We start from the raw sequence: 13,011 nt of genomic DNA, 5'->3' as shown, positions 1-13,011 counted from the left end.
ATTTAAACTAAAATCTGTTATCAGATCTTAAGCATTGATTTATTAGCTAATAACCAAGGAATGGGCTTATGGGAAGTACCTGCAGGATAGGTATTTATTTTATATTTTTCTTTTTATTATCCTGCCAAGTGTCTTTATCGCCGCAACAACAAGTGCAACATCTTAAAGCCACACCTAAGATAGAAAAGGAAATTACAGCACAAAAAAGGGCAGGGTTTATAAAATCGGGTGACTGGCCAAGTAAATATTGGTGGGTTGCTTATAATTCGCCTGAGCTCAACAAATTGATGGTAGACGCGCTCACATGTAACCCGTCAATTCATGAAATAAAAAGCCGAATGCAGGCAGCTCGGCAAGAAGCAGTGGTGGTTGGTGCAAAATTATTTCCACTCGTTTTTTTTGATGCCAGAGAAAATTTACAATACTTAAGTAAAAACGGTTTATTTCGGGCGCTTAATCCTCGTCTACCTAGGCATACTGACCTTTTAGATTTTTCGCTTTCTTTCCGTTATGAATTTGATTTCTGGGGCCAAAATCGTAATTTATTGGCAGCAGCCGTTGGTGAGGCCAAAGTTTTGCGCGGGGAAGTGGCACAGATACAGCTTTTAACCACAACGGCTCTCGCCCAAGCTTATTTTGCTTATAAAGTTAACATAGCTAAACAAAAATTGTATCAACAGCTAGTCACAGTTCGCCAAAATATACTTTCACTACAAAGGGCGCTCATTAACAATGCGCTAGCAGATGACTTACCTATTTACACAGCGCAGGAGAATTTATTTACAGCTAAGCAATGGTTGGCTGATATAGACCATGAAATTGCTGTAAATCGCCACCTCGTTAATGTGTTGGCTGGTAGAAACCCAGAGACAGCGTTAGCCGATGAACAAAGACTTCCGGGGTTACCAAGAAAATTAATCGTTCCTAAGACGATTTCGCTCGATTTAATCGCTAGACGACCTGATCTCATGGCACAAATATGGCGCGCTAAAGCATTAGCTTATAAAACAGGTGCTGCAATGGCTGAATACTATCCTGATGTTAATCTGGTTGGTTTAATTGGCTTAGAAAGTACCGGTTGGAAAAAGCTTTTAAGAGCTTCAAGCGTTACTGCAGCGCTTAGACCTGCGATTCATCTACCTATTTTTACTGCGGGTCGTATTCGAGCAAATATTAGAGCGAATAAAGCAGAATTTGATGCAGCTATTTTTGCATATAATAATTTATTACTAAGGAGTACCCAAGAAATACTCGATATTTTGCAATTTGCAAAAGCGGTTAATCGCAAAAGGCAAGAGCAAAACAAAATACTTTCTTTCGCAGAAGATAGATATAAAATAATTAAAAATCGTGAAAGAAATGGTTTAGATAACGGCATGGAAGTTTATAGACAACAAGAGGAAGTGATTCAAAACAAACTGGTAAGTCTTAGTCTTCTTTATGATCAATACCTTGCATCAGTTAAACTGATAAAAGCCCTAGGCGGAGGATATTGCCAGCCGGATATTCCCTTGGTAAGACAATCATGAAAACAGATTTAAAATTTGAGCAAAAAAGTCAAAAGTATATCGTGTTTTTCATACTGATATTAATCGTACTGGTGCTTTTAGTTTGGTTATTATTTTTGCATCCTTATGAGTATACCAATGATGCTTATGTTCAAGGAAACCAAGTTTATATTAAGCCGCTTAGAAGTGGGTTTGTGACTGGTGTACACAGCGATGATACTTTCTTCGTTAGAAAAGGGCAGCTTCTCGTTAATTTGAATGAAACGGATAATTTAATTGCCCTTGAAAAAGCTAAGGCTCATCTGGCGCAGACGGTTCGGGAAGTGTGCCAGGTTTTTCACGAAGCATTTCGTGAGCAAGCAGAAATTGGTATTCGCAAAGCACAATTTCTAAAAGCAAAACAAAATTTCGAACATCGGGCCGGGGTAGTAAAAGCACGGGGAGTTTCCGTAGAGGATTATCAAAATGCAGCCGATGATTTAAAAGCGAGTGCTGCGGCTTTAACAAGTAGTGAAAATAATTACCAAAGAACATTAGCTTTTATTCAAAATAGTTCGATTGTTAATCATCCGGTTGTACAGAAAGCCGCTCAAGATGTTCGTGATACGTGGGTTCAACTGTATCGTTCTAAAATTTATGCCCCTGTAGATGGAATTATTGCCCAAAGGACTATTCAAGTAGGGATGTTCGTTAATCCTACGGATGCATTGATGGCTATTATTCCTCTTAATCAATTATGGGTTAATGCCAATTTCAAGGAAACACAATTAAAACATGTAAGGATAGGGCAGCCTGTTACCATTACTTCCGATCTTTACGGCCGAGGTGTGGTGTTTCATGGCAGAGTTATTGGTTTACCAGGCGGTGCTGGTAATGTGTTTTCCCTATTGCCACCTGAGAATTTATCAGGAAATTGGATAAAAATCGTTCAAAGATTACCGGTGCGAATTGCTCTAAATGAAAACGAGTTAAGAAAGTACCCGCTCAGGCTTGGCTTATCTTTAGAAGTAACGGTTGATTTTTCCGACCAAAGCGGGCCTCTTCTGCCAAAATCAAACCTAGGACCAAGTTACACAACTGATATTTTTAAACAAGAGGAAGCCGGTAATCGCGCCTTAATTCAGCAAATCATCTTAGCTAATTTAGATCCGACTTTAAAACAATATGCCTATCAACCGCTTAATTTAAAAAGTATTCAACGTGAGGCTTAAGTGCAGCTATTTATACTCATCTTTTCTTTAAGTCTTGTTATTTTTAATTTAACTTTGCCTATCATGGCCGGTATTTATATCGTAAGTGATTTAGGCGGAAGTACGTTTCTGGCATCATATGGTGTTAGTTTCTTTTGTCTAGGTAATGCGTTGAGTACGCCATTTGGTAAGCCGTTTATAATAAGGCTTAGTCCGGTTAAATTATTTCTTGTCTGTTTGCTTTTAATGATTGTTTTTTCATGGCAATGTGCAACAGCGACAAGTTATTTCGACTTTGTTTTATATCGGTTTTTGGAAGGGTTAGCCTCAGGCCCTCTTTATGTATTAATTTCCGTGTACTTTATTCCCACTGTATTTACCCCTGAGAAACAAGCCAAGTTATTACCCTATTTATTTATTTGTTTTACCTTTACCCCGGTATTAGGAGCCAGTTGGGGCGGGTGGGTTGCTTATACTCATCATTGGCGTTTTTTATTTTTTACTAATATTCCTATTTGTTTATTCTTAATTATTTTAGTGAGTCATTATTTTAGAGAATTAGACCAACCTTTTCATAAAAGTTATTTGGATAAACTAGGTTTATTTTTCTACAGTATCAGTATTATTTTTATTGGTAGTGCTTTAATTGTTGGGCAGCAATTAGATTGGTTTCGATCCCACCTCATTAATATGTTATTAATCGTAGGCGGGGTAAGTACGGTTTTGTTTGTTATTAGAAGTCTAAATACTACCCATCCCCTGATTGATTTACGTCTTTTTAAAACCTTCTATTTTACGTTTGCCATAGTAAATATGGGGCTATTGTTTGCTATGTATTATGGCATGGTTATTTTGCTTGGCTTGTGGTTAAAATTATACGTCAATTACACGTTTAATTGGATTGCTCTTATCATCGTAACCATGGCCTTTGGCGCTTGGATACCCATTTTTCTTGATTACCAACGTCTAGATCCTCGTCTGCCTTTAGCTGTCGCTTTAATTTTTTTAGCAGCATCATGTTTTTATACAACAACGTTTAGTGTAGACACTAATTTCACACGTATTGCTTTTTCTCGTGTTCTTGCAGGCATAGGGTTAGCCTTTTTTTTACCGCCAATCTTTCGGCTTTCTATACAAATTTTTACCAAAGAAGAAGCAGCCGAATCTGTCAATTGCTTTCACGTGATACGATTAATCTGTAGTGGTTTAGGGGCCGCACTTTTTGTCACGCTTTGGCACCATCGACAAGTATTTTATTATGAACGTTTGGGGGGCAATTTAACAAGTTTTTCGCATGCAACGTCTATGTTTTTTAAAAAAGCAGCACAATTTAATTTGCATGGAAATAAAGCGTTAGCGCAATTAAGCCACGCGGTAACTAGGCAAGCGACTGCTTTAGCTTTAGATGATTGTTTTTATTTAATGGCGTGGATAATGGTAGGATTATTATTCTTTTTATTACTCACATTTTACCCACTTAAGATTAGGCCTCACTTAAATCCTCAGAAGGCAGTTAAAACGGTTTAAAGAATAATATAGTATGTAAGAAATAAGTAAGGTTGTATTTCATTAAAAACAAGGCAGTTATGAGCAAGATAAATAAAGCAGAAAAAAAATATTTTTTAATAGGTGGTATTTGTTGTCTTTTTTTATTTCTTTTTCTTACTGCAATCGTTTTTTACAAACTTCCCTTTTTAAGCATCAATGATGCGCTCTATGTGTTAGTGCATAAAATACAGAGCCCATTTACTGACTATCTTGGTAATTTTATTTCTTTATTTGGTAATAAATATATTGTTATTCCAACAATTGTCATAACAAGCCTAATTTTATTTATAAAGCAGCAAAAACGGTTAGCGCTACATTTATTAGTAGCTATTGTTATTGCAGCTGTATGTGCTTCTATTCTTAAGAATACGATTGTTTATCTTAGGCCTGCAGGCGCGGTTGCTGATTCATTAACTTATGCCTTTCCTAGTCGTCATGTAACTTTAAGTTCCACTTATATTGTTTTTCTAGCAGCGCTTATTATTCCTCAAATGCGTCGCCCATGGCTTGGGCTTGTCATAGCTTGTTTATCGATTTTATTGGAGGCAGCAGCTCGTATACTTCTAGAAGTTCATTGGTTAACTGATGTGATTGGCGGTTTTTTACTTGGTGCCGCTTGTGGTTTACTAAGCGCTTATAGTTTTTATCTTAAGCCTAATACAATTGTTAACTATAAGGCGTTATTCACTACATTATTGATAGTGTTCTTTATTATAAGCGCGTGCTATTTATTTATTTTGTATTTGGAATCGATTAGTTGATAGCTTAGTTAACTAACATTAAAAAATAGATTAACTCATACTACGGGCATTACTAAATCTGATTTAAATTACCATGTTTTGACAGATTTAATTCCTCTGTCGGAGTATAGGGCCTTTTAGCCTCCATAACAGCATTAACAATTCTTAATTTACCTATATTATCACGTATTTCCCCTTGTATCAGGCCATTGCTTGCAATTAGGCTACGTTTCTCTTTCTCAAGTTTTTCTATATCTTTTTTATAATCTATTGTTTTATCTTCAGGCACATAAGACACTGCTTGCAAAGCTAAATAACGCTCTGGTCCATTGCCTGGGGCATTAGACAATACATTGTTACGATTATCCTCTGCTTGTGCTAGTGCAAGATCATTTTCTTTTATTTGTTCTCTAAGGTTTGTTATCTGCTGCGTAATCTGCTCAATTTCATTATTATTTTTTGTTAAAATATCGTCCATTTGTTCAAATAAATTACCAAATTTCTTATTTAAATTTTTTAAATATTCAAAAGATTTACTTTGACAAAAATCTCTTATTTGAGCATGAGTCCAGCCGGGAAAAAATGGCATACTATTACCTACTTATAATAATAATTAAACAGAATGATACTATCTATCCATATAAAATCAATAAAAAAACTCTTATGGTAAATTTATAATCAATTCGGTTTATGTAAAGTCGATTGTTGTCATTTAAGATCCTAGTTGTGGGCATAGGAAGCAATCTTGCATATGATCATTTACTATACCAATTGCCTGCATATAAGCATATATAACGGTTGAGCCAACAAAGCTCATGCCCCGCTTTTTTAAATCATCAGAGAGGGCCGCGGATTCTTTTGTTGATGCTGGTATATCTTTAAGCATTTGTGGCAAATTAAGTTTTGGTATGCCATTGACATATTGCCAAACATACGCATCAAAGGAGCCAAACTCTTTTTGAATAGTTTGAAAAACAGCCGCATTTTTGCGAGCTGAAAAAATTTTAAGACGATGCCGAATCACATTTGTTGTTGTTAAGACCTGCTCAAGTTCAGTATCAGTCATACTAGCAACGGCCGCTGGATTAAACTCTTTGAATGCCTTACGGTAATCGTCGCGGCGTTTAAGAATAGTGTACCAACTTAAGCCTGCTTGTGCGCCTTCTAAGATTAACATTTCAAAATGCTTATGATCATCATGTACTGGCACACCCCATTCTGTATCATGATAAATAGTATAAAGTGGTTTATTCTCAGGTAGCCAGGCGCACCGTTTAGTCATGGTTCTTCCTAAGGAAATAATTCAATGTGTTGGCTACCATCACGGCCAAAGTAAATAACTTTGCGACCCGTAATAAATACTTCATAATGACTACAGCCAGAGGCAATGATACGGTCTAGAAAATCAGGGTAATTAATTTTATTTTGCTGACTATCTAGGATAGCGCTTTTAATCGCAGCCACATCAAAGGTAGGGGAAACTGCTTGGCCATTTAAAGGCAATGATTCGGTGTATACATTGTTGTCTGCTCCGTAATTCAATTTCTGTTTACCTACAAGATCAACCAGATAACGCTCGACTTTGTTGGCAGCCAATTGTTTAATTACATCAGGAAATTTTATGTTGCCTTCAAAGGAAAGCTCTGTACATTCATTAATAACGTTGATATTCATCATGTCTCCATTTATAACATTCTATCTTTGCCATGCGTCGTTAAATCCCAGTTATTGGCTTTAAGCAGCTGTTTGATTAGGAATAGAAGCTTTTCACGCTCTCTAAGAGATAGGCTACGAAAAAACGCTTCATCATTCTCGTCTGCAAGTTTTGCCAATTTAGGAACAAGCTTTCTACCAGCAGCTGTTAATGACAAGCTAACAGACCGCCTATCTTTACCTTCGGCGCGCTTCACAAGCTCTCGTTGAACAAGGCGTTCAATCATGCGCGATAGTGAGCTTTTGTCTACACCAATTGCATGCGCTGCTTCATTTAAAGTAGTAGAGTCATAGTCAAAAAGCGTGCGTAATACCACCCACTGCGCGACTGAAATGTGCAGTGTGGCTAATTTCTCTGCAAAGCTTCCAGATACAAAATTAGAAAGGCAACGCAGCCAATAGCCTAAGTGATTCTCTAAGTGACTTGGATCGGATAGTTTACTCATACAAATAATAATAGTTGTCTAGGCAACAATTGTCAATGCATCGGTATTGACTAATTTAGTACTTATGACTAATTTAATAAGTAGCGAAAGCAATAGTTAATCAATAAAATGATAAGGATAGGCGCGTGCAGCATGAAAAAGCATTTTATTTAGTAGTTACCGTACTTTTAGTTATCTCAATCACTACGACTCTTGCGCTTGCCTTAATTCCGCCTATTCCGCAAGCATTAAGTTATCATGATTTTGCTGATAAACGCCTCATGCTGGCTATTCCAAATTTTTTCAACGTTATCTCCAACGCGCTATTCATAATTGCGGGTGTTGTTGGTTTAATAACTCTTCTCACCAGCCAGAGAAAAGTTAACTTACCTAGTGCACAGTTAAAATGGCCTTATATAGGGTTGTTTCTTGGTGCAATTCTTACAGGCGTTGGCTCTGCTTATTATCACTGGTTACCAAATAATGCTTCATTATTTTGGGATAGATTGCCTATGGGCATTATTTTTATGTCCTTTTTTTCAGCCTTTATAATGGAGAGAATTAATCACTGGGTTGGTTTTTATTTATTAATTCCTGCTATTTTAATTGCTTCATTTTGTGCCGGTTATTGGGAACTAAGTGAGCAATTAGGTCGCGGTGATTTACGTTTATACGGCTGGTCACAAGCCTATCCAATTTTAATGATTTTATTGACCTTTATTTTTTTCTCATCAAATTATACAGGTGAGCGTTACTTAATTGGCGTATTTATTTTATTTAGCTTTGCAAAGCTTGCAGAAGCCTTAGATAAACAAGTTTATGATTGGTCTTGGCAATTAGTTAGCGGGCATACTTTAAAACATGTATTAGCAGCGGGTGCAATTTTTCTTATTATATATTACTTAAAAAATCGTAAGCTTAAGGCTGAGCCTAAGTCTAAATTTAAAGCTGTTTTAAGAGGTAGGTCGAGTTAGCATGGCGTTTGCTTCTAACGGTTATATATTAATAAACCATAGTTATTTCTTTCTATTTTTTAGAAGATAAACTATATCTTGTGTATAAAGAAAATAAATCTATAATTTATATCTAATTATTTAATTTATATCCTCATGAGCTTATACTCGCTTAAATTAACTAGGCTAATGCAAATTAAATTCTGGAGCCTCTTTTTACTAAACTTTAATATCTATGCAACAACGTTGGCTGATTTAACTCGCCTACAACAAGCCTATCCCGAACATATAAAAGCAGTTTTCGCTGATTATATAGTCTGGGCAGATGGCACGAAAATGAGTGCCGGCGATAACCATCCTAATAAAACTTGGCAAGAAAAATTAGACAAGCCCTCCTTATACGATCAGATTAAAGATGTTGTTTATGATTCTGGTATACCACCTAATCCTAAAAACTACCATCCGACCAGTGATCCTGGTCGTATACGATATGAGCCATTTTTTCGTAAAATGTATGGAAACTCTGAGGAAGAGGTGAAATCGCATTTAACAACGATTTATTGGATGCCAAAATTATTTGGGCACGCTTATCCTTTGCGTGTTACGACAGTTAACCAGGTTAGTCAAAAATTAATAAGTGTTTCCAACGAGTTAGAGACGCTTGTTGCCAAGCATCCAGAGTATATCGTTTTCTTAAAAAATCCTGGTGGTACTTTTAAATGGCGGCTTATTGCTAATACGCATCGCCTCAGTAATCATAGCTTTGGCATGACTATTGATATTAATGCCGATAAATCAAATTATTGGCAATGGGATCTACAAAAAGCTAAAAAACCCATTACTGAGACTACTCCAGTTAAATACCGTAACAGCATTCCTTGGGAGATTATCCCAATTTTTGAAAAATATGGTTTTATATGGGGAGGTAAATGGTATCACTACGATACCATGCATTTTGAATACAGGCCTGAATTAATGAGCCAAATTGCGGATTAATGCAGGTTTTAAAACCATTGGCTCTATACGAAACTCAATTAGTTATAACAAAATTTCTTTTACCAACATAAATTAATACTATGTTAAGCTAATTGTACTAAAATTAACTGATACGAAAGACTCGTCAGACAGGTAGCTATGATATTCTTTGATAAATATATTAAACCCGAAGATACTGTTAGACGTTCATTAAATCAGTTTAAAAAAGAGCTAGTAACGCGGGAACAAAAGCTAGAATCATTTTATAGTTATTTAAATGGCTTAAAAAAGAAGCAGCAAGCTTTATTATTAAAAAGACAAGAAAAACCTGATGAAAAATTAGATACTGAATTGCAAGTTTTAAAAGATAATATTAATTTTTTAGAGAAAAAATTATTAGAAACAAATCCTGAAGAAAAAATTAAAGAATTTAAACGAAAATATGAATCATTAAGAGCACAGTTTGAAGCTTAGATGCTTAGATTTAATAAGAAAAAGTTACTTATTTAAAACTCCCTTATATAATTTAATATTCCCTTAATTATTTCCTATTACAATAAAATAAATAAATTTTGTTAAAAGTAAACGTAAATCATGCCAAGAGATGCTTATTTTTATTACGGATTAGGCAATAATCAGGAAGTATTAGTGAGCTGCTATCATAACAGTATGATGGGTAAATCAGGTTATAATGTAGAAAAAATTAGAGCAAAAAAAAGGGGTGTGTTAATTCCATCACCTACAGAAGCTAATTTAAATATTGAGAATAATGAAGTCTTAAAAAATATAGAAAATGCCATATTATCTAAGCTAGAAAAAATTATAGAGGAACTAGGCGGTATTCAAGCCGTCGCTAGTTTAACGTTTATTGCGGATGTAAATTTATGTACTGCTGCGAATGAGATACTTGCCGATTTTTTAATTAATAATAAGATGCTTGAGGAATGGGAAAAAAAAGGCATACTAGTCAATAGAATTTTAGAATCGAGCAATGGCCATGTAATACGCCAAGCAGAAGATGTGCATCGTGCATCTTTTAACAATTCTCCTATAATCCTTAGAACGAAAATAGGAGCCAGTGACCCACATGAATATACTGTTCCTAGAACACCAGAATCAGTAGAAGAAATTAATCAAATAAGAAATGATAAGTTAAAACAAATTGACGCTTCAGCCTCTAGTGTAGGCGACGAAGCAGCTATGGGAGAGACGTTGCCAGAAGGTGATATTTCCTCAGAAGATTTTGCAGCAATAAGTGAAGAGGTTAAAGAGCAAGCTGCAATACTTGATGCGATTAGCAAACCTGTTGATAATGAGCTTTCTGCCATTGAAAAGAAAATCCAACAAATTACGCTAAATCAAGTGCCTGCAAATGATACACCAGAAGAAGACGGGTTTAAATTCAAATAGCACGTTATGTAATCGACAAAGTCAGCTCTAAAATCATACCTACTATTGTATGACCTAAAAGATACCTTGCATCTTTTAGGTCACATTCATATTAGAGACCACATCCAGGAAATGCTTAGATGACGGGTGATGGTGTATCAATATCATGTCGAGTATTAAAATCAATATTAATCCCTTGACACCAAGCTTGCGTACTTGGTGGGCTTAGGTTGCAGTTAATGTAGGTTGATGTGTTCCCGCCTTGAAAGGGTGGTGGTGCTAATACTGTAAAACGATAGATAAGATTATTACTATCTTGCAGGGTAATAACACAGGGATAAGTGACTGTTTGAATTTGAAATGAAAAGACACCTTGATCAAAATTTTGATTAGGAGTTGCCGAGCAAATACCATACGATAGCCACGAAGCGCCTCCCGATACGGGTGCACCTAAATTTACGTTTGCCGTTGCATTTTTATTGAATGGATTAGGATTAGGTAAGCCCTGAGCACCACCTATCGCAATCACAACACCTGCTCCCCGGACATTCATATTTCCTACTGCATCATCAATAGAAAATGCATAAGCGTTCATATTGAGATAAGTAGCGCTATGAATAAGTTGCACATAAGGATTAAATGGTGGCGTATATTGGAGTATTTGGTAAGAATTCTCAGCTTGTGTGTAATTTGCCCCAGGCGTTGAGGCTAAATTATTAGTAACCCCTGTACAAGTAAAAGCAACCCAGCCATACACATGCTGGAGTAAATTTAAGGTACTTAAAGGGGTATTATCCAAGCATAATGTTTGATAGTTGGCATAGTTTTTAGTAAACAAATCATTGACATTAAGGCACTGTAGATGGCGAGGATGAGCAATATTATTTAGGCAAGATAGCCAATAAGTAGTAAGCTCAGCGACTGTTTGCGTAGTATTAGGCTCCGTTAAGGGTTGGTTACCTATTAATACATTATAAGTGCCAGGAACTTTAGGAGCAGGGTATTGTGGTGTAGCGACATAGATTGGCCATTGCTCGGTGTTGATAAAGTTATGGACAATTGATCGAAAATTAACGAGATCCATCACCGTACCTGTATAACCAATCATACTATTACCATAAGACTCCATAGCGACTGGTAGATAAGTATGATCAACGTAGGATATGTCATAATCTACATAATTTCTATCTATAGGATAAGGTACGCTTAAGCCCGTTACGACATTAGCAAATGTATATTCAGTAAGCTGACTTGGAGAATTTAATGGCAGGCCGGTGGTACTTGCGTAAGTAGGTAAAGGGCCTAAGCAAGCTGAGCCTATTTCGCAAAATAATGCAGGCGTGAGCGGTGTCACGGGATTTTGCCGGTCAGCATTATAAGCGATTGCAAGACTTGGGAAATAGTCATAAAGATAAACGCGAACTGCGTTCCACCAATCAATATATTGATCAGGCGTACTCGGTGTAGGGTTAGTCGTTAAAGCTGAATAAAATGGCACGGAAACAATAGCGTATCTACCTGGTGGGATGCCGCCTGTCAAAGGATTAATATAAACACGATAAAGGTTAGTGTGCTCAAAGGTGTCGGTATTAATATTTGTAACTTGAAACTGGGCTTGTAACCAGTGATCTACAGGTTGTATAGGCGTTTCAATAATTGGATAAATGGGAATAGGGCTATTATTATAGATAGCAATTCTTTTCGCAGGAATATTACTCCTTACAATAGGAATAGGTCCGCCCACCACTGGCAAGGCATCAATGGCTGTTGCGGTGACTTGCGCTGTTTCATTTTGGCCTATAGCATTTGATAAAAGAAAAAAGCCATTTTGATTGCCCAGAATAGTGCCTGGCCCATTTAAGCCAAAGGTATAAATAACAGGTTGGCCTGTAGTATCAAAAGCATTAGCAACAAAAGAGCCAACACCATTACCATTCGCATCGACTAGCGCCGTACCTTGATTTCTGCCAGGCCAAGTAATGACGCCCGTAACTGGTGGGGGCGGTGGAGGTGGTGGTGGGTTAGATGTTACGCGTGTCTTTACTGGTGGTATAGGCACAATGTTATTATCATATTGCATTGCGAGTTGAATAGTCGCTCTGCCAAAGTCAGTCGGTATAAAATTAATACTGACATTGCATGCACTACCCGCACGGCCAGCGGGATTTAAAATAGTGTTACATTGATTATTAACAACAAATAGATTGCCTTTCTGCTTATAGACAAAAACGTTTACTCGTTTTTTCGTAGGTAAATTATTTACTAAAGTATAAGAAATAGTGTAATTACCGCCTAATTGGGTTTGGAGAGGAAAGCCACCGGCTGGTGATAGGCTAACACCAATAGGATCTTTGGCAGCAAATACAGTACTTAAACTAAGAAAACATAGCAGGCTTAGTGCTTTATAATATTGTAAAAGCTTCATTTACCTCATCCCTCCTTAGATTTGCTAAACAACAGGCCCTAGGCAATTATTTTATTCCTAGCAGACTTCAAACACTGGACTAGCTTATTTTCTTAGCGATGCACATTTGCTTATGATTATGATGTGCAGAATGAATTTAACCATC

13 protein-coding genes are annotated in these 13,011 nt (G+C 36.5%); 8 read left to right on the top strand and 5 right to left on the bottom strand.

The genetic code is table 11. The features are described from left to right. The first annotated feature begins 68 nt into the window (after positions 1–68). The 4 genes from DYE47_RS11295 to DYE47_RS11280 are packed head-to-tail and all read left to right on the top strand — an operon-like array spanning position 69 to position 5,007. Positions 69–1,529: an efflux transporter outer membrane subunit gene (locus DYE47_RS11295; protein WP_115303385.1), complete on the top strand. Its 1,461-nt coding sequence runs from the start codon at positions 69–71 to the stop codon at positions 1,527–1,529. After that, positions 1,526–2,719, top strand: a complete 1,194-nt coding sequence (locus DYE47_RS11290) for an HlyD/EmrA/EmrK family protein (protein WP_115303384.1) — start codon at positions 1,526–1,528, stop codon at positions 2,717–2,719. The genes DYE47_RS11295 and DYE47_RS11290 overlap by 4 nt, the downstream gene beginning before the upstream one ends. Continuing rightward, entirely contained in the window at positions 2,720–4,225 is a 1,506-nt protein-coding gene (locus tag DYE47_RS11285; protein WP_115303383.1) for an MFS transporter, read from the top strand. Between the two features lie 59 nt (positions 4,226–4,284). Next, on the top strand, positions 4,285–5,007 hold the full coding sequence (locus tag DYE47_RS11280) for a phosphatase PAP2 family protein (RefSeq protein WP_115303382.1): 723 nt from the start codon (positions 4,285–4,287) through the stop codon (positions 5,005–5,007). A 52-nt stretch (positions 5,008–5,059) separates the two neighbouring features. On the opposite strand, the gene DYE47_RS11275 is transcribed toward DYE47_RS11280, so the two are convergent. The 4 genes from DYE47_RS11275 to DYE47_RS11260 all read right to left on the bottom strand — a co-directional run bounded on the left by DYE47_RS11275 (position 5,060) and on the right by DYE47_RS11260 (position 7,145). Then, entirely contained in the window at positions 5,060–5,575 is a 516-nt protein-coding gene (locus DYE47_RS11275) for a hypothetical protein (RefSeq protein WP_115303381.1), read from the bottom strand. A 123-nt stretch (positions 5,576–5,698) separates the two neighbouring features. After that, positions 5,699–6,268 carry a DNA-3-methyladenine glycosylase I gene (locus tag DYE47_RS11270; RefSeq protein WP_115303380.1) on the bottom strand — a complete coding sequence of 190 codons (570 nt, stop codon included), beginning with the start codon at positions 6,266–6,268 and terminating at the stop codon, positions 5,699–5,701. An 8-nt stretch (positions 6,269–6,276) separates the two neighbouring features. Next, the gene (locus DYE47_RS11265) at positions 6,277–6,663 is read right to left on the bottom strand and encodes a DUF1398 family protein (protein ID WP_115303379.1); all 387 of its coding nucleotides are present in this window, start codon (positions 6,661–6,663) and stop codon (positions 6,277–6,279) included. Between the two features lie 8 nt (positions 6,664–6,671). Further along, positions 6,672–7,145 carry a MarR family winged helix-turn-helix transcriptional regulator gene (locus DYE47_RS11260; protein ID WP_115303378.1) on the bottom strand — a complete coding sequence of 158 codons (474 nt, stop codon included), beginning with the start codon at positions 7,143–7,145 and terminating at the stop codon, positions 6,672–6,674. 125 nt (positions 7,146–7,270) lie between these two features. Between DYE47_RS11260 and DYE47_RS11255 the strand changes: the two genes are divergently transcribed. The 4 genes from DYE47_RS11255 (at position 7,271) to DYE47_RS11240 (ending at position 10,462) form a co-directional block, all read left to right on the top strand. Continuing rightward, positions 7,271–8,098: an alkaline phytoceramidase gene (locus DYE47_RS11255; protein WP_115303377.1), complete on the top strand. Its 828-nt coding sequence runs from the start codon at positions 7,271–7,273 to the stop codon at positions 8,096–8,098. 168 nt (positions 8,099–8,266) lie between these two features. Further along, complete coding sequence (locus tag DYE47_RS11250) at positions 8,267–9,073, top strand: M15 family metallopeptidase (RefSeq protein ID WP_115303376.1); 807 nt, start codon at positions 8,267–8,269, stop codon at positions 9,071–9,073. Between the two features lie 138 nt (positions 9,074–9,211). Continuing rightward, positions 9,212–9,526, top strand: a complete 315-nt coding sequence (locus DYE47_RS11245; RefSeq protein WP_115303375.1) for a hypothetical protein — start codon at positions 9,212–9,214, stop codon at positions 9,524–9,526. Between the two features lie 120 nt (positions 9,527–9,646). Further along, positions 9,647–10,462 carry a hypothetical protein gene (locus DYE47_RS11240; RefSeq protein WP_115303374.1) on the top strand — a complete coding sequence of 272 codons (816 nt, stop codon included), beginning with the start codon at positions 9,647–9,649 and terminating at the stop codon, positions 10,460–10,462. A 115-nt stretch (positions 10,463–10,577) separates the two neighbouring features. Here DYE47_RS11240 and DYE47_RS11235 read toward each other — a convergent pair whose 3' ends face one another. Further along, positions 10,578–12,866, bottom strand: a complete 2,289-nt coding sequence (locus tag DYE47_RS11235) for a hypothetical protein (RefSeq protein WP_115303373.1) — start codon at positions 12,864–12,866, stop codon at positions 10,578–10,580. Between the last annotated feature and the right edge of the window lie 145 nt (positions 12,867–13,011).

Source organism: Legionella beliardensis, from assembly GCF_900452395.1.
Classification (GTDB): Bacteria; Pseudomonadota; Gammaproteobacteria; order Legionellales; family Legionellaceae; genus Legionella_C; species Legionella_C beliardensis.
The sequence above is the reverse complement of the archived record's forward strand: the minus strand, read 5'-3'. Positions and strand labels throughout refer to the sequence as shown.